The 21287-nt window shown below is 38.0% G+C and carries 23 protein-coding genes; 11 read left to right on the plus strand and 12 right to left on the minus strand.

Annotated elements, in window-relative coordinates:
• Positions 1-117 precede the first annotated feature (117 nt).
• Genes WBW42_RS03290 through sdhC form a run of 4 tightly spaced genes read right to left on the minus strand, consistent with a single transcriptional unit; the run spans position 118 to position 3457 of the window.
• Complete coding sequence (locus tag WBW42_RS03290; RefSeq protein ID WP_002116292.1) at positions 118-828, minus strand: succinate dehydrogenase iron-sulfur subunit; 711 nt, start codon at positions 826-828, stop codon at positions 118-120.
• Positions 829-842: 14 nt separating this feature from the next.
• The gene (gene sdhA, locus WBW42_RS03295; RefSeq protein ID WP_002116225.1) at positions 843-2678 is read right to left on the minus strand and encodes a succinate dehydrogenase flavoprotein subunit; all 1836 of its coding nucleotides are present in this window, start codon (positions 2676-2678) and stop codon (positions 843-845) included.
• A 12-nt stretch (positions 2679-2690) separates the two neighbouring features.
• Positions 2691-3056 (minus strand): succinate dehydrogenase, hydrophobic membrane anchor protein, encoded by a 366-nt coding sequence (sdhD, locus tag WBW42_RS03300; protein ID WP_000833672.1) that lies wholly within the window; start codon positions 3054-3056, stop codon positions 2691-2693.
• The gene (sdhC, locus tag WBW42_RS03305) at positions 3056-3457 is read right to left on the minus strand and encodes a succinate dehydrogenase, cytochrome b556 subunit (protein WP_075384165.1); all 402 of its coding nucleotides are present in this window, start codon (positions 3455-3457) and stop codon (positions 3056-3058) included. The genes sdhD and sdhC overlap by 1 nt, the downstream gene beginning before the upstream one ends.
• Positions 3458-3931: 474 nt before the next feature.
• Here sdhC and WBW42_RS03310 point away from each other — a divergent pair, with 474 nt between their 5' ends.
• Complete coding sequence (locus WBW42_RS03310; RefSeq protein WP_014207478.1) at positions 3932-4057, plus strand: hypothetical protein; 126 nt, start codon at positions 3932-3934, stop codon at positions 4055-4057.
• Positions 4058-4400: 343 nt separating this feature from the next.
• Positions 4401-5675: a citrate synthase gene (gene gltA, locus WBW42_RS03315; RefSeq protein WP_002116327.1), complete on the plus strand. Its 1275-nt coding sequence runs from the start codon at positions 4401-4403 to the stop codon at positions 5673-5675.
• Between the two features lie 74 nt (positions 5676-5749).
• On the opposite strand, the gene WBW42_RS03320 is transcribed toward gltA, so the two are convergent.
• A complete protein-coding gene (locus WBW42_RS03320) occupies positions 5750-6235 on the minus strand; it encodes a DUF1289 domain-containing protein (RefSeq protein ID WP_032056627.1) in 486 nt (161 codons plus the stop codon).
• Positions 6236-6346: 111 nt separating this feature from the next.
• On the opposite strand from WBW42_RS03320, the gene trhO reads away from it, so the two are divergent.
• Positions 6347-7279, plus strand: a complete 933-nt coding sequence (trhO, locus tag WBW42_RS03325) for an oxygen-dependent tRNA uridine(34) hydroxylase TrhO (RefSeq protein WP_032056628.1) — start codon at positions 6347-6349, stop codon at positions 7277-7279.
• Positions 7280-7402: 123 nt separating this feature from the next.
• Here the strand turns inward: trhO and WBW42_RS03330 are convergent, their stop codons facing one another.
• Both WBW42_RS03330 and WBW42_RS03335 read right to left on the minus strand, forming a co-directional pair.
• On the minus strand, positions 7403-7927 hold the full coding sequence (locus tag WBW42_RS03330; RefSeq protein WP_002116105.1) for a YecA/YgfB family protein: 525 nt from the start codon (positions 7925-7927) through the stop codon (positions 7403-7405).
• 74 nt (positions 7928-8001) lie between these two features.
• On the minus strand, positions 8002-8208 hold the full coding sequence (locus WBW42_RS03335) for a PA3496 family putative envelope integrity protein (protein WP_002116495.1): 207 nt from the start codon (positions 8206-8208) through the stop codon (positions 8002-8004).
• Between the two features lie 358 nt (positions 8209-8566).
• Here WBW42_RS03335 and rpoD point away from each other — a divergent pair, with 358 nt between their 5' ends.
• From rpoD to WBW42_RS03365, 6 genes are all read left to right on the plus strand, one after another.
• Positions 8567-10453, plus strand: a complete 1887-nt coding sequence (rpoD, locus tag WBW42_RS03340) for an RNA polymerase sigma factor RpoD (RefSeq protein ID WP_002116414.1) — start codon at positions 8567-8569, stop codon at positions 10451-10453.
• Between the two features lie 97 nt (positions 10454-10550).
• Positions 10551-10838, plus strand: coding sequence for a YbeD family protein (locus WBW42_RS03345; protein WP_016143210.1), 288 nt, complete (start codon positions 10551-10553; stop codon positions 10836-10838).
• Positions 10839-11041: 203 nt separating this feature from the next.
• Positions 11042-11695 carry a lipoyl(octanoyl) transferase LipB gene (gene lipB / locus WBW42_RS03350; protein WP_005064548.1) on the plus strand — a complete coding sequence of 218 codons (654 nt, stop codon included), beginning with the start codon at positions 11042-11044 and terminating at the stop codon, positions 11693-11695.
• A gap of 81 nt (positions 11696-11776) precedes the next feature.
• Complete coding sequence (locus WBW42_RS03355) at positions 11777-12310, plus strand: hypothetical protein (RefSeq protein WP_005072911.1); 534 nt, start codon at positions 11777-11779, stop codon at positions 12308-12310.
• A gap of 1 nt (position 12311) precedes the next feature.
• On the plus strand, positions 12312-13496 hold the full coding sequence (locus WBW42_RS03360) for an iron-containing alcohol dehydrogenase (RefSeq protein WP_017386748.1): 1185 nt from the start codon (positions 12312-12314) through the stop codon (positions 13494-13496).
• A gap of 265 nt (positions 13497-13761) precedes the next feature.
• Complete coding sequence (locus WBW42_RS03365; protein ID WP_014207482.1) at positions 13762-15147, plus strand: APC family permease; 1386 nt, start codon at positions 13762-13764, stop codon at positions 15145-15147.
• A gap of 45 nt (positions 15148-15192) precedes the next feature.
• On the opposite strand, the gene WBW42_RS03370 is transcribed toward WBW42_RS03365, so the two are convergent.
• Positions 15193-15753 (minus strand): flavodoxin family protein, encoded by a 561-nt coding sequence (locus WBW42_RS03370; protein ID WP_032056629.1) that lies wholly within the window; start codon positions 15751-15753, stop codon positions 15193-15195.
• 117 nt (positions 15754-15870) lie between these two features.
• Between WBW42_RS03370 and WBW42_RS03375 the strand changes: the two genes are divergently transcribed.
• Entirely contained in the window at positions 15871-16251 is a 381-nt protein-coding gene (locus tag WBW42_RS03375; RefSeq protein ID WP_002116344.1) for a winged helix-turn-helix transcriptional regulator, read from the plus strand.
• Between the two features lie 43 nt (positions 16252-16294).
• Here WBW42_RS03375 and WBW42_RS03380 read toward each other — a convergent pair whose 3' ends face one another.
• The 3 genes from WBW42_RS03380 to WBW42_RS03390 all read right to left on the minus strand — a co-directional run bounded on the left by WBW42_RS03380 (position 16295) and on the right by WBW42_RS03390 (position 19028).
• Entirely contained in the window at positions 16295-16927 is a 633-nt protein-coding gene (locus tag WBW42_RS03380) for a hypothetical protein (RefSeq protein ID WP_080777160.1), read from the minus strand.
• 16 nt (positions 16928-16943) lie between these two features.
• Positions 16944-17753 (minus strand): DUF6502 family protein, encoded by an 810-nt coding sequence (locus tag WBW42_RS03385; protein WP_032056631.1) that lies wholly within the window; start codon positions 17751-17753, stop codon positions 16944-16946.
• Between the two features lie 84 nt (positions 17754-17837).
• Entirely contained in the window at positions 17838-19028 is a 1191-nt protein-coding gene (locus WBW42_RS03390) for a cupin-like domain-containing protein (protein WP_032056632.1), read from the minus strand.
• Positions 19029-19128: 100 nt separating this feature from the next.
• On the opposite strand from WBW42_RS03390, the gene WBW42_RS03395 reads away from it, so the two are divergent.
• Positions 19129-20718 (plus strand): PT dipeptide repeat lipoprotein, encoded by a 1590-nt coding sequence (locus WBW42_RS03395; RefSeq protein WP_498478339.1) that lies wholly within the window; start codon positions 19129-19131, stop codon positions 20716-20718.
• A 60-nt stretch (positions 20719-20778) separates the two neighbouring features.
• Here WBW42_RS03395 and WBW42_RS03400 read toward each other — a convergent pair whose 3' ends face one another.
• Entirely contained in the window at positions 20779-21252 is a 474-nt protein-coding gene (locus WBW42_RS03400) for a tRNA (cytidine(34)-2'-O)-methyltransferase (RefSeq protein ID WP_005072891.1), read from the minus strand.
• Positions 21253-21287: the final 35 nt, after the last annotated feature.

The following is a 21287-nucleotide window of genomic DNA, read 5'->3' on the forward strand; positions in this document are numbered from 1 at the left end:
TTTAATATATGGTGCAATATATAAAATCCTCGCTCATTTCGACCAAAGTCTAAAGTTTACATTATAAAATTAAAAAAAAACGCACATCAAGGATGCGCGTTTTCTATTTGTGCAGAATTAACCCGCTTGATCTAATAGCATGTTACGGATATGACCGATTGCTTTAGTAGGGTTTAGACCTTTAGGACATACTGACACACAGTTCATAATACCTTTACAACGGAACAAACTGAATGGATCGTCAAGACGAGCCAAACGGTCTGCCGTAGCAGTATCACGAGAGTCGATGATAAAACGGTATGCATTCAACAATGCTGAAGGACCCAAGAATTTATCAGGGTTCCACCAGAATGATGGGCATGAAGTTGAACAACATGCACAAAGAATACATTCATACAAACCATTTAAGTGTTCACGCTCTTCAGGAGACTGTAAACGCTCTTTAGGTGGAGCTGGTTGGTTATTGATCAAGAATGGCTGAATTTTGTCATATTGATCATAGAATTGGTTCATATCAACAACCAAATCTTTAACAACCGGCAAACCTGGTAATGGACGAATTACAATTTTCTCAGGCAGGTCGTTTAAATTCCATAAACAAGCCAAACCATTTTTACCATTAATGTTTACACCATCCGAACCACAAATACCTTCACGGCATGAACGACGGAACGTTAATGATTCATCTTGAACCTTCAAAGCAAGTAATGCATCAAGCAACATACGGTGCTTATCAGTCAATTCAAGCTTGAAAGTTTGCATGTACGGCGCTTTATCCTTATCAGGATCATAGCGGTAGATTTCGAATGTACGAGTACCTCTACTCATCTTTATACTCCCGATTAGAATGTACGTGGTGCTGGTGGAATTGCATCAACAGTCAACGGCTTGAAGCGCACAGGCTTATATTCCAAACGATTGTCTGATGAATACCATAAAGTATGCTTCATCCACTCATCATCACGGCGACCGTATGAATAAGTTGGGTGATCAGCTGGCAATTCATAATCAACTACAGTATGCGCACCACGACACTCTTTACGCGCAGCAGCTGAAATTAATGTAGCTTTTGCAACTTCATATAAGTTTTCAACTTCAAGCGCTTCAACACGTGCAGTGTTAAATACTTTAGATTTATCTTTCAAGTGAATGTTGCGCACACGTGGTTCAAGAGCAAGAATCTCTTTAACACCTTTATCAAGCAAAGCTTGAGTACGGAATACACCAGCGTGGTCTTGAACGATATCACGAATCGCATCAGCAACTTCTTGTGCATTTTCACCAGAAGTTGATTCATCCAACTTACGTACGCGATCTAAAGTTTGCTCTAATACGTTTGTTGGAAGTGGCGCATATTCATCACCATGATGCTTAGTTACGTAGTCGATAATGTGCTCACCAGCAGCTTTACCAAATACAACCAAGTCAAGAAGTGAGTTAGTACCTAAACGGTTTGCACCATGTACTGATACACAAGAACATTCACCAATTGCATAGAAACCTTTTACAGGTTTAGTGTAGTTATCTGTACCTGCTTCAGGTAAGCACACTTGACCATGCATATTTGTAGGAATACCGCCCATTTGATAATGGATTGTTGGTACTACAGGAATTGGTTCTTTAGTAATGTCAACGTTCGCGAATTTTTTACCAATCTCAAATACAGATGGTAAACGCTTCATGATTGTGTCAGCGCCCAAGTGAGTCATATCTAGTAAGATATAATCACCTTTTGGACCACAACCACGACCCTCTTTAATTTCTTGGTCCATAGAACGTGATACGAAGTCACGTGGAGCCAAGTCTTTTAAAGTTGGTGCGTAACGTTCCATGAACGGTTCGCCGTCTTTGTTACGAAGGATTGCACCTTCACCACGACAACCTTCAGTTAACAATACGCCTGCGCCCGCAACACCCGTAGGGTGGAATTGCCAGAATTCCATATCTTGTAATGGAATACCAGCACGAGCAGCCATACCAAGACCGTCACCAGTATTGATATAAGCATTTGTTGATGCACGGTAAACACGACCAGCACCACCGGTCGCAAACAATGTCGCTTTTGCTTGGAATACTGCGATATTACCAGTTTCTTGGTCAATCGCTGTTACACCAAGAACATCACCTGCTTCGTTACGGATCAAATCAAGCGCGATCCATTCAACGAAGAACTGAGTACCCATTTTCACGTTGCTTTGATAAAGCGTGTGCAATAATGCGTGACCAGTACGGTCAGCAGCAGCACAAGCACGTGGAACTGGTTTATCACCATAGTTCGCAGAGTGACCACCGAACGGACGCTGGTAAATTGTACCATCAGCGTTACGGTCAAACGGCATACCCATGTGTTCAAGTTCATACACAACTTTTGGTGCTTCACGACACATAAATTCAATTGCGTCTTGGTCACCTAACCAGTCAGAACCTTTTACCGTATCGTAAAAGTGGAAATGCCAGTTATCTTCTTGCATGTTACCTAACGACGCACCGATACCGCCCTGAGCAGCAACTGTATGTGAACGTGTTGGGAAAACTTTAGTAAGTACTGCAACTTTCAAACCTGCTTGAGCAAGTTGGTAAGAAGCACGCATACCAGAACCACCACCACCAACGATAACTGCATCGAAAGTGAGGTTTTGAATATTTGAATAATCTTCTTTAGGGGTTATCGCGCCCATGATATCTTCCTATCAATTCGCCCAGAAAATCTGGATACCCCAGATTGCGTACACAAACACTGCAATAATGACAGCCGTCGTCAGTACAAGGCGTAAACCTTTCGCTGAAGGACCCATTTGACGAGTAGTGACATAGTCAGTGAAAACTTGCCACATACCAATCCATGCGTGTGCGATAAGCGATAAAATTGCCAATAAAGAAAAAATCTTCATTGGTAATGTCATCATGAAGCCAGCCCACTGTTGATAGTCAAATCCACCTTTGCAGAGAATCCAACCAAAAAGAACAACAGTATAAGCTGCTAATACAACCGCACTTACACGCTGGATAAACCAATCACGAGAACCTGAACCAGTTAAACCTGTAGCACTTTTCATTAGAACATAATCCATACAAAGGCTGCGATAATGGCTACCACAGATAAGATCAATGAAATTGTCGCTGCAATACGACCACTTTGCAGTTCTTCAGCAAAACCTAAATCTGCAAGTAAGTGCTTAACTCCAGCAATAAAGTGGAATATTAAGCCGGCTGCAAATACCCAAACAACAAAACGTACAAGGATATTTCCAAAAACGACATTTTTAACGTAGTCAAATCCTTCTGGTGAAGATAATGATTTATCTAGAATCCATAAGAGAACTGGTACTAATAAGAAAACGATGACACCTGATAAACGGTGTAAAATTGATGCAATAGCCACGGGTGAGCGTAAATTTACCGCTAACACCTGACCCATGGACAAATTGACAGGTCTGTTGCTTTTCACAGCGGGCATCCTGTAGGTAGAAACTCCGACCGGAGTTTGTTGAATTAATTCCAAGGAAAGCTGGCATTGTTAGGCAAGCACAGCTCATGCCTAACCTATAAACGACACTGAATTATAAAACGCGAAGTATCAAAATACAAACAATCCACTTTGCCATTTCAGCAAAAAACCATTAAATAAGAATCATTCAAAACAATATTACATTATTAGGTCAATAAAAAAACTATACCTACATACATCATGTCCTTGTTTAAAATAACTTTTTATTTAATTTCATTTTTTCTGAAATTTCTTTTAAATAAGCCGATTTTAGACTAAAGATAAAGTTATAAATTCCTCATATCAATAGAAAAATGATCGCAATACTCTCCTATTTTCAATGTAAGCCACATTTCAAATAAGTGAACAGACTTATATTTCAGATAGATATTAAGCGATCTATACTAATTTTTCGAAAGTGAATTTCATTAAAAAACAGTTCTTATGATTTTAAAGTCGTCTGATGAGCTATTTTTTATACAATTAAACTTAAAAAAAGAACAATATTCTTTGTTACAACTAAATAAAAATACCATTTTTTTTGAGTATAAATTTGAAATTACACCATGAGTTTTATGATTTTTTTAAGCAGATTGGCATTTTCTACCGCCTTATTATTCTAAATTGCAATTTATAAATTTGCTTACAATTGTACTCATCCTTCATTTTTTTTCTGCACGTTCTTGTTGAATTGACTTATTATACCATCCCGATGCAGTGATTTTACTGACTTTTTTGCTCGGGTCTTGATGACTAACTCTCTGTGGGAACGTCATTTTTTATCCATAAGTATAATTGACAAAATTTCAGTACTCACTAATCTTATAGCAAATTTTGACACCGTCTGATTCGCACATGAGAACATTAGGATTTCGAGTCAGATCAACATTCACCAGGACAGGAGATCTATTGAATGTCTGAAGCAAATGGCAAAAAAGCCGTATTACATCTTGATGGCAAAGAAATTGGATTACCAATCTACAGTGGCACTTTAGGTCCAGATGTAATTGATGTCAGCAGCATACTGAAAGAAGGTCATTTTACTTTCGATCCTGGTTTTATGGCGACAGCCGCATGCGAATCTAAAATTACTTTCATTGATGGTGACAAAGGTATTTTATTACACCGCGGCTACCCAATTGATCAGTTAGCAACTCAAGCAGACTACCTTGAAACTTGTTATTTATTATTAAATGGCGAGCTCCCAACTGCTGAACAGAAAGTTGAGTTTGATACGAAAGTACGTGCTCACACTATGGTTCACGATCAAGTTAGCCGTTTCTTCAATGGTTTCCGTCGTGATGCTCACCCAATGGCAATCATGGTTGGTGTTGTAGGTGCATTATCTGCGTTTTATCACAACAACCTAGATATTGAAGACATCAACCACCGTGAAATCACTGCAATTCGCTTAATTGCAAAAATTCCAACGCTTGCTGCTTGGAGTTACAAATACACAGTAGGCCAACCATTCATCTATCCACGTAACGATTTAAGTTATGCGGAAAACTTCTTACACATGATGTTTGCTACTCCTGCTGACCGTGATTACAAAGTTAATCCTGTTCTTGCTCGCGCAATGGATCGTATTTTCACGCTTCATGCTGACCATGAGCAAAATGCTTCTACATCTACAGTACGTCTTGCTGGTTCTACTGGTGCAAACCCGTATGCATGTATCTCTGCTGGTATCTCTGCACTTTGGGGACCTGCTCACGGTGGTGCAAACGAAGCAGTTCTTAAGATGCTTGATGAAATCGGTAGCGTTGAAAACGTTGCAGAGTTCATGGAAAAAGTTAAACGCAAAGAAGTTAAGCTTATGGGCTTCGGTCACCGCGTTTACAAAAACTTCGACCCACGCGCTAAAGTAATGAAGCAAACTTGTGACGAAGTTCTTGAAGCTTTAGGTATCAACGATCCTCAATTAGCACTTGCTATGGAACTTGAGCGTATCGCATTGAACGACCCGTACTTCGTTGAGCGTAAACTTTACCCTAACGTAGACTTCTACTCAGGTATCATCCTTAAAGCGATTGGTATCCCAACAGAAATGTTTACTGTAATCTTCGCTCTTGCTCGTACAGTTGGTTGGATCAGCCACTGGTTAGAAATGCACAGCGGCCCTTACAAAATCGGTCGTCCTCGTCAGCTTTATACTGGTGAAACTCAACGCGACATCAAACGTTAATATTCGAAAGAAAATTAATGAAAAAAAGCTGCCAAAAGGCAGCTTTTTTATTTACGTCTTTTTCTACTCTAGACTTATTCTTCTTCATACATAGTTAACAAGTGATGGCTAATTCCATCTGCTCGCAACCAAGCCAACTCATAGCTCGCTTTAGCCAACGCTAAAACGCGTCGTTCAAACTCAACCCATATCGTTTTGACTTGAGACTCCGAAATACCCAAACCACTCTCATGTGCTAGATGTTTATTCTTTTCACATATTTTTAAGGCATGGTAAAGCTTACGGCCCTGGCTCGCCCCTTCCATTAACCGAACACGCTTACTTAAAATAAAGCCCTCAACATGCTGTAAGTCTGCATGAGGCAGCATCGGTACTAAGATTTGATTCAATTGATCATCTAAACGCTTCCATACAGCTAAACGCTGCTCTGCCGTATAAGTGTTCCATTGAATCACCTCGTGGTTAAAACGGCGACAACCACGACAAACCTGATCACCAAAAACTGTTGAACAACGCCCTGCACATGGGGTGTGAGAGAGCGTTCGATGATCATTACTCAAAACAAACTCCTTAAATAAACCATATACTTTTTATGGTTTTCTCGCTTATTACAAATTTTCGCGCTAAAATATGCGCCTTAAATTTCTATCTTAATACATTTGGAGTTTTCCATGAACGCTACTGTAGAACAGCTTGCACCTGTAGAACAGCAAGCGACCGCAGGTTGGGTTGTTGCAGCACTATATCAATTTAAAGAAGTTCAAGATCCTGCCGATCTTCAACAACGTTTATTAGACCTAGTGAAAACAATTAACCTCTGTGGAACTCTGATTGTAGCAGGTGAAGGAATTAATGGTACTGTTGCTGGTGATCGCGTAGCAATTGATACACTACATCAGTTTTTGCTCAATGAAGGCTTTGGTGCTATGGAATACAAAGAATCCCATAGTTCTGATAAACCTTTCCGCAAAATGAAAATTAAACTTAAAGAAGAAATTGTGACTTTAGGTGTTGAGGTTAAACCTCGTGACTTAGTCGGTCACTACCTTGATCCTAAAGAGTGGAATGATTTAATCGCACGTGATGATGTAATTTTAATCGACACACGTAATGATTACGAATATAAAGCGGGTACATTTAAGGGTGCAATTGATCCTAAAACTGAAACATTCCGTGAGTTTCCAGAATACGTCAAGAAAGAATTAGAGCAACATAAAGACAAAAAAATTGCGATGTTCTGTACTGGTGGTATTCGCTGTGAAAAATCAACTTCTTTACTTCTTCAAGAAGGATTTAAAGAGGTTTACCATCTTAAAGGCGGTATCCTTAAGTACCTAGAAGAAACCCCTGCTGATGAAAGCTTATGGGAAGGTGAATGTTTCGTATTTGACGGACGTACTGCTGTAACTCATGGTGTACAGGAAGGCGTAAATATTAAATGTCATGCTTGCGGCTGGCCTTTAACTCCTGAAGAGTCTGCTCTACCAAGTTACGAACACGGTGTTTCTTGCGTTTATTGCATCGACAAAACCACTGAAAAGCAAAAAGCTGGTTTCCGTATGCGCCAGTCACAAATTGCTGCTGCAAAGCGTAAACGCCTATAAAACTATAATATAGTTTTTAAAGGGCATTTAGATTTCTAACTGCCCTTTTTTATTTATACCACTAATTTTTTTACAATAAAAAACGCCCTAGAAAGGACGTTATTTATTATTTCTTCTAATAAGTTAATTTGGCGTATGATACATCAAGTATAATTCATTCAAATTATCTGGGATTTCTTCTGCCAGTTCATCCATTAACTGTCCATTACGACGGAAAGATTCCATCTGTGGATCTTCTTCATCAATTCCACTAAATACCATCATTGGTAAAGTTAAATCAATTAATTGTTCTTCATATTCAGGTGCAAACCATGCATCTTCATTTAAGAACATCGCATCAACAAATCCAACACTCCAGTCGCCTAAGCTAGACTCAACATCCGCTTCCTCAATTTCAAACGGAAATTCAATTCCATTTTCATTTGCTAAGTCTTGTCGAATTGACTCTAACCACGCTTTGATCTGCTGAATAATTTCGGCAGGAACTTTTTTATGGTTATTATCAAACAATTCATCTAACCAACGATCGAACTGAGGGCCTACTGCAATTGCACACAGAAAACCATGAGTTGCAGCGAAATCCAGACCATACTCATTGTGGTCTCCATCTAGATATTCACTTAATTGGTCTAAATCTAACGCACTCATTGTGTTACCTGACTATAAAAAAGAAATCTACGATAGCATAGCATCTAAGCTGACGATGCCCTATTCAGATTTGATTAGTCTTCATCATCAAGATCATCATCGTCTAAATCGTAATCAAAATCTTTTAACTCACGCTCTAAACGGCGTTGAGCCAATAGATCATCAATTAATCTACGTTTTTCTAATGATTCTTTCGCAGTGATTTTGCCTGATGACTCATCAAAACCGACATCATCATCATCACCGTAGTTATCATCTAATTCAAAATCTGTAGAAGACACTAAAACTACCTCTAATGAAAAAATGTGAATGGGTCTAGCCGCTATTTATCTTGGTTATTAAATCGTGTCAAGTTTTATTTATATTTTTTTCATTAAACTGCATATTTGTACTTTTTTTCGCCCAAAAAATTGTGTATTTATAAAGCTGAACTATTTTTTTGATCAAAAAAAAATTCTATGATTTTTTCGATGATTTAAGCTTGAAAAAAATGATTTTATCCCAATATTCAAAAAACAGAAGTGAATTCAAAGATATTTTTTATTTAACGGTTACTGATCAAAGCCAAAACATTTCAAGCAAATTGTGCTATCATGCACGGTTTTTCACTGCCACAGATTCAACAAAGAGTAAGCAAAGATGAGCGATATGCATTCCCCTACTTCTCAAGTAGCGGCTCTGATTAGCCGAGGCAAAGAACAAGGTTACTTAACTTACGCTGAGGTTAACGATCATCTGCCGGACTCGATTACTGAAAGCGAACAGATTGAAGACATTATTCAAATGCTTCAAGACGTTGGTATTCCTGTACACGAGCGTGCACCTGAATCTGACGATACCATGTTCGGTGAGTCGGCTGACGCAACTGATGAGGTTGCTGAAGAAGAAGCTGCTGCCGTACTTGCATCGGTTGAAAATGAGCCTGGGCGTACGACAGATCCTGTACGTATGTACATGCGTGAAATGGGTACAGTTGAACTGTTAACCCGTGAAGGTGAAATCAGCATTGCCAAACGTATTGAAGAAGGTATCCGTGATGTCCTTAATTCAATTGCTTACTGGCCAAATGCTGTTGAAGTTGTATTAAAAGAATATAATGATTTTTTAACTGGCGAACGCCGTCTTGCAGATATTTTATCAGGCTACCTCGATCCTGAAACTGATGAAGATATTCCAGAAGTTTTAGAAGAAGTTGAAGAACTTGAAGAAGAAGACGAATCATCTTCAAAATCAACGAAAGAAGTTAAGCTTGATGATGACGATGAAGAAGAAGAGTCTGAAGGTGATGATGACTCTGAAGGCGATTCAGGTCCAGACCCTGAGGTTGCAAAAGTTCGTTTTACTGAACTAGAAGCTGCTTGGGCTAAAACAAAAGCTGTTGTTGAAAAACATGGTCGTAACAGTCCAGAGGCTGAAGAAGCTTTAGAAGCTTTAGCTACTGTGTTCATGATGTTTAAATTTACACCACGTTTATTTGACATCATCTCTGAAATGATTCGTGGTACACATGAGCAAATTCGTGCCAATGAACGTGAAATCATGCGTTATGCAGTACGTCGTGGCCGTATGGACCGTACTCAATTCCGTACATCTTTCCCTAAACAAGAATCTAATCCAGCTTGGTTAGATGAACAAATTGCTAAAGCACCTGCTGAAATTAAGGCGCATTTAGAAAAAGTTCGTCCAGATGTTTTAGCATTCCAACAAAAGATTGCAGATATTGAGAAAGAGCTTAGTTTAAGCGTTGCTGAAATTAAAGATATCTCTAAACGTATGGCGATTGGCGAAGCGAAAGCACGTCGCGCTAAGAAAGAAATGGTAGAAGCCAACCTCCGTTTGGTAATCTCGATTGCGAAGAAATATACCAACCGTGGTTTACAGTTCCTTGACTTGATTCAAGAAGGGAACATTGGTTTGATGAAAGCCGTAGACAAGTTTGAATACCGTCGTGGTTATAAATTCTCGACTTATGCAACTTGGTGGATTCGTCAGGCGATTACTCGTTCGATTGCCGATCAGGCTCGTACGATTCGTATTCCAGTACACATGATTGAAACGATTAACAAGATCAACCGTGTATCTCGTCAATTGTTACAAGAAATGGGCCGTGAACCAACACCTGAAGAATTAGGTGAACGTTTAGAAATGGATGAAGTTAAGGTTCGTAAAGTACTTAAAATTGCTAAAGAACCGATTTCGATGGAAACACCTATTGGTGATGATGAAGATTCACATCTTGGGGATTTCATTGAAGATCAAAACATCACTTCTCCAATTGATGCTGCGACTTCAGAAGGCTTAAAAGAAGCAACTCGTGAAGTATTGGAAAACTTAACTGAACGTGAAGCAAAAGTATTGAAGATGCGTTTTGGTATTGATATGCCGACCGATCACACACTTGAAGAAGTTGGCAAACAATTTGATGTAACGCGTGAACGTATCCGTCAGATTGAAGCGAAAGCATTGCGTAAATTACGCCACCCTTCTCGTTCTGAACATTTACGTTCTTTCTTGGAAAATGACTAAGTTTTGAAAGCTTGAAATTTCAAAACCAAGCCCCATTTAATAGAAAGAGCTATAAACGCCTGCGATAATGCAGGCGTTTCAAATCATGAGGTAACTTATGTTAGACCGCACTCCATCTCGCGAACTACAAGAACATCTTTGGGTATTTCCGATGGATTATCCAATTAAACTTATTGGCGATGCGGGTGAAGAATTACGTGTTGCTGTAGTTGATATTTTGGTAAAACATTTTCCAGACTTCGATGACTCAACATTAAAAGTTCAAGAATCTCGCACCGGCAAGTATCATTCTTTAACAGCACAATTGCGCTTTGAAGAATTAGAACAAGTTCATGCACTTTATGCTGACTTGGCTGCTTGTCCGCAGATTAGAACTGCGCTTTAATTTTAAGTTCTTCAATCAATACCACAGTCAGGCATTCTTACTGTGGTATTTTTTTGGAAATTTTAAAAACCTCCCTACCACGAAAAACCTTACAAATATTTAGAATTCCTTTTATAAAATCCTTTAAAATTACAAGGTTTTCGGCTTTTATCTAGTAGATATTAACTGGGCGCCGCATAAACTAATTATAGGAAGAGATTGTGATGAGCCTTGATAAACCTAACTTAATCATTCGGCAATGGAACGATTTACAAGATTATCAAAGCAAGTTTGAAACTATGAAACTCTTAACAAATGAGCGAGATCAAGATACGCCTGATGAGTTATGGTTACTTCAACATCATAATGTTTTAACTCAAGGTCAAGCTGGTAAACCTGAACACATCCTAATTTCATCAGATATTCCTGTAGTGCAAACTGACCGTGGTGGACAAGTGACTTGGCATGGACCTGGTCAACTTGTTGCTTACTTCATGTTTGATCTTAATCGTCTAAAATGGAACGTACGAACATTGGTCAGTTTTGCTGAACAATTCATGATAGATGTTTTAAAAAAATACGGAATTGAAGCGTATGCTAAGCCTGATGCACCAGGAGTATATGTAGATGGCCGTAAGATTGGTTCCTTAGGCTTTAAAATTCGTCGTGGCCGTAGCTATCATGGATTAGCATTAAACTTGGACTGTGCTTTAGATGGGTTCCAAACTATTAATCCTTGCGGTTACGCAGGCTTAGAAATGGTGCGTATACAAGATTTGGTGACTCCTTATCCATCATTCACTCAACTTTGCCAAGACTTTATTGAGTATATTAAGAACACGGGGTACTTTAATGACCCAGAAGTCAAAACCGAATAAATCGCTTTGCGATGAAATAAAAATGGATTAGAGTAATTACTCTAAATTTGCTTTTGCATAATTTTAACAAGGGATACGCGAGTGATTTCGACAAAAGCTGTAAAGCCTACTCTGCAACTTGCCTACGTTAAGCTCATGATGGATGTTGTTGGTCGTGGCTTAGTCATGGCAAGTCAAGTGGACACTGAAATACAAGAGGAAGTATCTAAATTTCCTGTTCACTTTGTACTTTCAATGAATGTTTTCCCAAATGGACCAGCATTTTTTGCTCGAGTCACAGAAGACAAACAGTTAGAGCTACTCAAAAGAGCTGAAAGAAAGCCAGACTTAACTATTACATTCAAACATGTAACTCATGCCTTTTTAGTATTTTCTTTTCAAGAAAGTACTGCCCAAGCATTTGCGAATGACCGAATGATTGCTGATGGCGATGTATCTGCTGCCATTCGCTTAGTACGCTGTCTAAATAAAATGGAATCTCTCATTTTACCTAAATTGGTTGCGTCTCTTGCAGTCAAAGAATACCCAACCGAACTCACCCTAAAAGAAAAATTCAACGAAGCTGCAAATATTTACTTAAAAGTAGCTAAGTCCTATTTCAAGCGGAGCGCATAACATGGCTAAACCATATTACGAATTCTTTTGTCCTGTAAAAGTCATTGCCGGTAATGCTGCGTTAGAACATATTCCGTTTGAACTTGCGACTTTAGGTGCAAAACGTCCGCTCATCATTACAGATAAAGGTGTGCGCGCAAATGGTTTACTCAACCCGATTGAAGCTGCGTTCAGTACGACTGATGCTGTCATTGGTCATGTGTTTGATGATGTTCCACCAGACTCAAGTTTAGAAGTCGTTCGTCTTGCCGCAGAAGCTTATCGCAAGAATAAATGCGATGCGATTATTGCTGTAGGTGGTGGTTCAGTTATCGATACTTCTAAAGCAACTAACATTTTAGTATCTGAAGGTGGAGATGACTTACTTCAATATTCTGGTGCACACAACCTACCAAAACCATTAAAACCATTTTTCGTAATTCCGACTACATCAGGTACGGGATCTGAAGTGACTATGGTTGCCGTGGTTTCAGATACGCAAAAGAATGTTAAATTGGCATTTGCCTCTTATTACTTAATGCCACATGCAGCGATTTTAGATCCGCGCATGACACTTACATTGCCACCTCATTTAACTGCAATGACAGGTATGGATGCCTTAACACATTGTGTTGAAGCCTATACATGTATGGCTGCCAATCCACTTAGCGATGCTTATGCAAGTGCTGGAATTAAAAAGATTAGTGAAAACCTATTTAATGTCCTAGAAAACCCAAATGACTCACAAGGTCGTTTAGAACTAGCACAAGCCTCTACAATGGCAGGTATTGCATTCTCAAACTCAATGGTAGGCCTTGTACATTCCTTAGGTCATGCTTTAGGTGCTGTTGCTCACCTGCCCCACGGTTTATGCATGAATTTATTCTTACCGTATGTGCTTGAATATAATAAGCAGGTAAATGGCCAGAAAATTGGTGAATTACTATTGCCGTTAGCTGGTGCTGATATCTATGCACAAACTCCAGCAACTCAACGTGCAGACAGAGCGATTGCAACAATTTTAGCAATGCGTGATCGTTTATTTACTTTAACCAAGTTACCACGTACTTTACGTGAAACTGGCAAAGTAACGGAAGCACAGCTCGATGAAGTTGCAGAAAAAGCACTAAATGACGGCTCAATTATTTACAACCCTAAAGAAGCAAGCCTAAAAGATATCCGAGAGATCTTACAAAAGGCATGGTAATTCGATAGGTTAAACTCGAGACTTAAATATAAAGACCTGATTTTTATATAAAATCAGGTCTTTTTTATCACTGTGAATTTTTATTCATCTTTTTATTTGGAAATATGGCAAAAAATTTGCTAAAAAATCGATGAAAGTACTGACAATTTGCATCAATTTAGGATAGATTGGCGCACTTTATCTTTTTCTGTAGGGGGGATCGTTCGTCTCAAACGATCCTTAACACCAAGCTGATCCTTGATCAACGATTATGAGGATAACGCCGTTGACAAATTTATCTGGGACTAAACCAACAGCTAAACTTCAAAAGAATCTTGTGCTTTGGCACATTATTATTATTGGTTTAGCTTATATTCAGCCATTAACGTTATTCGATACTTTTGGTTTAGTATCAGAGCGAAGTGGCGGTCATGTACCAACTTCCTACATCTTTGCATTAGTCGCAATCTTATTAACATCGATCAGTTATGGACATATGATTAAGCGCTACCCTTCTTCTGGGTCAGCTTATACGTATGCTCAAAAATCAATTCACCCTAATGTTGGTTTTATGGTGGGTTGGTCTTCTTGGTTAGACTATTTACTGTCACCGCTTGTTAATATTATTTTGGCAGATATTTATCTAAGAGCTCTTTTTCCAGAGGTAAATAACTGGTTATGGGTGATTGGTTTAACCACCCTAATGACTGTTATTAACTTATTTGGTGCACGATTTGTCGCACGCTTTAACAGTACAATCGTTATTATTCAGCTTGGCGTAATTTTTTATTTCGTTTATCAGGTATACATTTTACTCACTCAAGGTGTATATGCAGATGGAACTTTAAATCCAGATAAAGCTGCCTTGTGGTCATTAACTCCTTTTTGGAACGACATGACATCCGTAAGTGCTTTAATTGCTGGTGCAACTGTACTCTGCTTCTCTTTCACAGGGTTTGATGCCTTATCTTCTCTTGCTGAAGAAACAAAAGATGCAGAGAAAACGCTTCCAAAAGCTATTTTTACGACAGCATTACTTGCAGGTATTATTTTCATTGTAAGTACTTACTTCATCCAATTATATTTCCCTAGTAACCCAAATACTTATTTTAATCCTCTCGATGAATCACAGCCTGTAATGGTTGCTGCGATTGGTAGTATTGCATTTAAAACTTTGGTTTTATATTTTGCTGTAGTTGCTGTTATGGCATCAGGTATTTCTGCTCATGCAGGTGTATCTCGTTTAATGTATGTAATGGGACGTGACGGCGTAATCAATAAGAAATTATTTGGTCACATTAGTCCAAAATTGCATACTCCAACTTACAACATTCTTATTGTGGGTGTAGTTGCTTTATCTGCTGGTTTCTTAGATCTTGAGCATATTGTCAACTTGATTAGTTTTGGTGCTTTAACCGCTTTTAGTTTTGTTAACTTCTCTGTTATTTCTCGCTATGCATTAAGAGATGGCAAGAATAAAACGTTTAAAGACATCATCAATTATATTGTTATACCAACACTTGGTTTTGCCAGTGTGTTCATGATGTGGCTTGAGATTGATAAGCTTGCCTTACAAATTGGCTTAGCTTGGGCCGTTATTGGTGTAGGTTATTTGGCCTACAAAACCAAAGGCTTTAAATATAATGCTCCGCAGCATAATGAACATGAATAATAAAAAAGGCGCTTAAAGCGCCTTTTTTATGGTCAAATTGTCAAATTAACCAAAAATTTTGTTCACAATCTTTTGTACACGTTGAGCATAAAGCTTCGCTGTTTCAAGGTCGCCAGTAGGAACTTCCTCTACACTCGCATCAGAAGGTGATTGAACCAAAAGCCCAACTGAACCGCCTAAGTTATTTATATCTTCGCGTGTTGCATCTTTTGTATTCGCTGGTAATAAACCAAGGCTCACCCAAATTCCACCATGCTGCGAAGCTAAAGTTTGTAATTGAATAAGAGTAACCTGCTTATCTCCATTTAAGCTCGCGCTGTTTGTAAAACCTGCAAATACTTTATCTTGCCAACCACGTGTAAACCAAACTTTCGAAGTTGCATCAGCAAACTTTTTAAACTGCCATGGTGCTGTGCCCATATAAGTCGGAGCACCAAAAACAATCCCCTTCGCATCATTTAATGTCTGCCAATCTTGATCAGTAATATTACCTTCTTGATCAATTTGGATGAGCTGAGCATTAATTTCGTTTGCAAACGTTTCAGCCACGACTTTAGTGTGGCCATAACCAGAGAAATATACAACCGCGATATTAGAGTTAGACATGGGAGCAAACCTTTGTTTTATTAAATTCTACTTTATGATATATTTTAGAAACTAGGTGTCAATTAGTTACTAACTGGTAACTATGGTAATTTTTTAAGAAATTAGCAGGTAAAAAGTATGAATGAATGTCTAAAATATAATGTTTTTCAACAACATTGCCCTGCTCGTTTATTTTTTGAAAAAATTGCAGATAAATGGGTTTTATTGATTTTAAATGTGCTTGAAGAGGAAACTCAGCACTTCAATTTGCTCAAAAAGAATATACAAGGCATCTCTCCTAAAGTCTTATCACAAAAACTAAAGATGCTAGAAAGAGATGGTTTTATTGAGCGTAAAATTCAGAATACGTCTCCTATTCGTGTTGATTACTCACTCACTTCTCTGGGGCAAAATGTCGCTTCAATGGCGTTCCAATTAAAAGAATGGGCTGAAACCAATATTGAACAGGTTTTAGCAGCCCAAATGACTTATGACGAAAAAGTGCTAGAGCAAGCTTAACTCATACTTCCTCTAAAATTTTATCGCTCATGAATGGTTCAACTTAATTAATTTTAATCGGTTCAGGTGGTGCACTTATTTTAAATTGGATAGTTAAAGGTTCACATTGTTTTAACTCTTGATCACTCTTCAAATAAGTGCTTTCTAGACCATATTTCCAAGTACCATTCATGACGTCAAATGCTGGATAATTGACAATAAAAGTTTTGGTTTCACCTGGCAGATATTCGTAAGTTTGAGTCTCTTTACACTCATTTTCTGGATAAGAGCGCTTCATGTTTCCAAGTAAATAGAGTTCTAAAGGTACATAACATGCAGGTTGTTTTTCTTGTATTTTCTCTAATCCCTTATTAGTTTGAGTAATCTGCAAAGCCAGAGTACCGTTTAGAGTTAACTGCTGTGCATATTTAAAAACAGTTTCTTTTTCTATGGGTTCACGCGTTACATTATTGAGAAACTGTAATTTGCGATGCAAGCCATTACAGTCATCTTCAACGGGTGCAGGCAACCAAATTTCATTATCTTTTGAGTCGCCTTTCTCACCATCGGCCGGTGTTTCAAAATCACCCGGTTTACCAGGTTTAGTCGGATATCCTGATCCCCCTAAACTTGCACCACCTGCGAATAAATCCTCTCCACAAGCGGTTAAAAGACCACTTGTCAAAATGAAGCTCATGGATATTATTAATTTTTTATAAGTTGTTTTCGTCATATTGATAAGCTCCGAAACGGAAAGTTTTAGTTGCACCCTCTTTTCCTTCATCTAGTGCACAACGTTCAATAGCTAATTTAAGTACTTGTAGCGATAAATCTTCCCATAAGCGCAAACTTGCTTCTTTGAGTAAAGTAATCGATTCATCTGTTAGTTCATCAGCAAAAATTGCTTGTTCTAAATAGGGTTCTTTTTCTGGCTGAAATAAATTATGAACTCCTGCAGCCAAATGTGCCTCTAAGTTATTTGCTAATAATTTTCGAACCTCGAATTGCTCAACATCAGGCATAAAACTACGCTGCTGCAACACCACAAGGCCATTTTCTTCTTTCACAATATTTAGGCGTTCGAGTTCATTCAAAATAGATCTTGGATGCTTTTCAGTTGAGACTTTCTTTACTAAATTTTCAAAACAAATTTGATCATTACTTACAAATGGAATTTTTTCTGCCAATCCCTCTGCAAGCCACAAACCAATCACCCGAGCAGGAACACTTACTGGCTCTGCTACTTTTGCTTCTGTTAAAGGCTGCCCAGCCTGCATCGCCTTTTTAAATGCATTCACATCTTTGCGATGTAACCCTGAAAGTAAACTGACCGCTGAATCAGTTGGCTTTTGCTCTATACGCTCTAGCTCAGTTAAAGCTTGTTGATAGAAAACAGGTTTTAAAGCAGTTACAAAGTCGTTATATCCAACTCCCGAACGAATTAACCATTGCGTCAGGTATTCCATTAACATTAATACCTGCTTTTGATTAAGTTCTGCATTGTTCGTTTGGAGTGTGGTCATAGGGTAACAATTTTCCTTCATATTTGAAAACAGTATGGGCCGAGCAATTGTCACACTGAACGGTTTAAGATGCAATTTTCATTCTTAGACCTCTTTGGGAAACCGATCAATATAATGATTTGGTGCATTAAAATGGGTAAAAGAAATACTGATTGAGACATCCAAACTTTCTACGCTATGCCACCAACCAATCGGGATGAATAGAGCTTCCCCTGCATTCAAAATACATTCAACAGGAGTAATTGATTTTGCTAAAGGATATTTTTCAAAATCAATTTTATTTGTATCACTCAACTCACTAAATACCCAATGATCGTTATATAGATGAGGAACTTGCAATGCAGGAATTAAAGTTACTTTTTTGCTTCCATAAATTTGAACTAACATATTATTCGTTAAATCATGATGTAAGGGCGTAAATGTTCCTTTAGGTCCAAACCATAAAAAACTACGGTCATCCTTTAAAGCCAAATCACAGTAACCATCTGCAAAATCCTCTATATCTGAAAATAATTCTTGAAGCATCTGATGACTATTTGATGCATTATTTGCAGTCATATAAAAATCGTTACTAGCATCAACTGACATAACTTTTGATACAAACTCTGACATCTTCATTTTCTGCTTTAATGATGGAGAATGTCTTTCAAACTGTTCATCTAAATTTCTATTCATCTGAACTTCAACTAAATGATGACCAAATTTAGAAGCAAAATATTGCGGAGACCATTTGTGCAAAGCTGGCCAATGTTCTATTCCTTTTTTTAAAATCACAGGGCGATGTTGACTATAGTAATCCTTTATAAAACTAGAGAACCGTGGAGCAGTAATTGAAGGAATTTCTTTACTATAGTCAGAGTTTAGCTGTGCTAATTGATCTACAGTTTCTATTAACCATTCACGTTTTTTAAGTTGATGATGCTTTTTCTTCAAAATTTTATATAACTTATTATTTTCTAAATTATTTAAATATTCTTTTACTTTTAAACCATCATGCCCCTGCTCTATTAATATTTTTATAATTTTCGCAGACGTTATCTCATTTAAAACTTGTTCAATTATCCACTCTTGATCATGATCCAATAAAGTCTGAAATTTCAAATCATTCATTTCAAACTTTGGTTCAAAACCATTTGCTTTTAATACATCGACTAATTGTTCAACCCCACACCCTTTTTCTAAGTTTTCTTCAAGCCAGTTTTTCCACTCTAATGGCAACTGGTCAAACCATTTTTGGCTTTGTTCGAATATTTCAATTTGATTATAAGCTGCCATGTTGAACCTTTTTTCAAATTTGATCTTTACAACTGCATTATAATTGATCTATTTTAAAATGTTAAATTTTCACATTTTTAATAAAAAAAGGGTTCATGTGATGAATAACATAGTAAAAGGAAGCAGCATTGCTTTGATTTTTATAGCTTTAAGTGGTTGCGGATCTGATGATAACGATTCGGAACCGACACCGACACCGACACCGACACCGACACCGACACCAACACCAACACCAACACCAACACCAACACCAACACCAACACCAACACCAACACCAACACCAACACCAACACCAACACCAACACCAACACCAACACCAACAAGTGTAGCGGATCGCTTTGTTGGAAGTTGGTTAGCAGGTAAAGGAGGTTGTATTAACGGCTCTGCTCTAAAAATGAATGTCATTAAGGTTTCTGATAACAGCGTGCGATTTGCCAGTGAAACAGTACGTTATGAGAATGAATCGAACTGTACAGGTAACATTGTTGCAAGTTACCGCCAAGCTGAAGATTTTAGTCTGGTTTCAAATATTGGAGCACCTCAGACAGTACAAACCTCAAGCTATAACAAAGTAGATTGGCAGCTTGTAGTAGCAGGAAAGCTAACGCAGAAACAGCCAGCTATTCTACGGTTTAAAAATGCAAACCAATTCTGTCTAGTTCCTACAGATGAACCAAATGCGATACATAATTATTTGCAGCAAGCAAACTTTGATCTCACAAATACCTGCTTCACAAAAACAAATCCACCAGCAAGCATGCAAAAGCCAACTCAAGTATTGGCAACAGCAAGTTTTAGACTAGGAGATAATAAGGAATCTTGGGCAGACGTATTAAGTCAACTTAATGATCAAGGACGCCAAGGCTACGCTCTTCTCACGCCATCTGTAAGATTAGATAATCCGGATGGAAGCTTTGCGCTGTATAAAAATTTATATGTTAAAAACAATAAATCCACTGACACATACACCTATAAAACAGTTGATGTTAAAACTAATTCGGTAGCTAACCGTTATTTACTATGGGTGAATGAGTTAAATAAACAAGGTAGCTTAGGCTATATATATAAGCTTTCATTTGGTGAAGTTACATCTGATACAGATAAATATTTATTTGTGAAAAATGATAAGAAACCTGCAACCTATTCGTATTCTAATCGCTTCTTAACCAACACTTCTCGCACAAGTATTCTAAATGCCTTCAATGAACTTGGTGCACAAGGTTGTAAGCTAATTTACGCAAACTCAGAATTCACTAATAATGGCACAACGAATGGAACCTTCTATGTACCTACTTGCGTAAATAGCAGTACCCATAACGGAACCTATGCATATCGCTATTTTGAAGTTCCACAACATATTCCTTTCAACAAGGATGATGCAATTAAACTTGAAAAACTTCTTAAAGAACAGGCAGCTGAAGGTTATAGATTAGTCGACGCGAACAATAACCTAGGCTTCTTTAATATTGATGGTTATCTATTTGAGCGCGACAGTGAAAATACAGGACCTATTGAATATAAAGTATTTATTGAAGATGCTGCATCCGAAACAGATGAGCCTTATATCTTTGAAAATCGGATTCAAGACCAAGGTACATTAGGCTGGTTCTTTGCAGTTCGACTTGGATCGGTCTATACCAACTCACCAACAAATTATGATTTAGCAAGTGGTGTTGTTTTCCCTAAATAAGACATCTAAAAACAAATAAGGCCACAACTGTGGCCTTATTTTTATTTAAAAACTATTAACTTATCCTAAGTCTTTAAAACCCTGCTGACGCCATGCTTCATAAACAATCACAGCCGTTGCATTAGATAAATTTAAACTTCTTGAGTTTTCAGCCATTGGCAAACGAATCCACTGTTCTTGTGGAAACATCAAGCGAACATGCTCAGGCAAACCGCGTGTTTCTGGTCCCATCAGTAAAGCCACAGGTCGATTCAAATCAACTGTATGCGGAGTTGCAGAACCTTTAGTAGTGAGTGGAAAAACATGCTCAACCCCTTTAGCTTTCAGGTCAGCAAGGCAAAGTTCTATGTTGTCCCAAATTTGCATACGTGCCCATTCATGATAATCAAGGCCTGCTCGTTTGAGCTTTTTATCATCTAATTCAAAACCTAAAGGCTTGACCAAATGTAACTGTGCACCAGTATTAGCACATAAACGAATGATATTGCCTGTATTGGCAGGAATTTCAGGCTCGTATAGGACAACATGAATCACAAATTTTCTCGACTTTAATGACCAACAATAAACTC

Source organism: Acinetobacter sp. LT1 (genome assembly GCF_059800965.1).

Coding starts and splice junctions, on each gene's coding strand:
- WBW42_RS03370 (WP_032056629.1), bottom strand. CDS start 15,753: ATGTCTAACTCTAATATCGCGGTTGTATATTTCTCTGGTTATGGCCAC.
- sdhC (WP_075384165.1), bottom strand. CDS start 3,457: ATGCCCGCTGTGAAAAGCAACAGACCTGTCAATTTGTCCATGGGTCAG.
- WBW42_RS03395 (WP_498478339.1), top strand. CDS start 19,129: ATGAATAACATAGTAAAAGGAAGCAGCATTGCTTTGATTTTTATAGCT.
- sdhD (WP_000833672.1), bottom strand. CDS start 3,056: ATGAAAAGTGCTACAGGTTTAACTGGTTCAGGTTCTCGTGATTGGTTT.
- WBW42_RS03390 (WP_032056632.1), bottom strand. CDS start 19,028: ATGGCAGCTTATAATCAAATTGAAATATTCGAACAAAGCCAAAAATGG.
- WBW42_RS03310 (WP_014207478.1), top strand. CDS start 3,932: ATGATTTTAAAGTCGTCTGATGAGCTATTTTTTATACAATTAAACTTA.
- WBW42_RS03385 (WP_032056631.1), bottom strand. CDS start 17,753: ATGACCACACTCCAAACGAACAATGCAGAACTTAATCAAAAGCAGGTA.
- gltA (WP_002116327.1), top strand. CDS start 4,401: ATGTCTGAAGCAAATGGCAAAAAAGCCGTATTACATCTTGATGGCAAA.
- WBW42_RS03380 (WP_080777160.1), bottom strand. CDS start 16,927: ATGAGCTTCATTTTGACAAGTGGTCTTTTAACCGCTTGTGGAGAGGAT.
- sdhA (WP_002116225.1), bottom strand. CDS start 2,678: ATGGGCGCGATAACCCCTAAAGAAGATTATTCAAATATTCAAAACCTC.
- WBW42_RS03290 (WP_002116292.1), bottom strand. CDS start 828: ATGAGTAGAGGTACTCGTACATTCGAAATCTACCGCTATGATCCTGAT.
- WBW42_RS03360 (WP_017386748.1), top strand. CDS start 12,312: ATGGCTAAACCATATTACGAATTCTTTTGTCCTGTAAAAGTCATTGCC.
- rpoD (WP_002116414.1), top strand. CDS start 8,567: ATGAGCGATATGCATTCCCCTACTTCTCAAGTAGCGGCTCTGATTAGC.
- lipB (WP_005064548.1), top strand. CDS start 11,042: ATGAGCCTTGATAAACCTAACTTAATCATTCGGCAATGGAACGATTTA.
- WBW42_RS03375 (WP_002116344.1), top strand. CDS start 15,871: ATGAATGAATGTCTAAAATATAATGTTTTTCAACAACATTGCCCTGCT.
- WBW42_RS03330 (WP_002116105.1), bottom strand. CDS start 7,927: ATGAGTGCGTTAGATTTAGACCAATTAAGTGAATATCTAGATGGAGAC.
- WBW42_RS03345 (WP_016143210.1), top strand. CDS start 10,551: ATGTTAGACCGCACTCCATCTCGCGAACTACAAGAACATCTTTGGGTA.
- trhO (WP_032056628.1), top strand. CDS start 6,347: ATGAACGCTACTGTAGAACAGCTTGCACCTGTAGAACAGCAAGCGACC.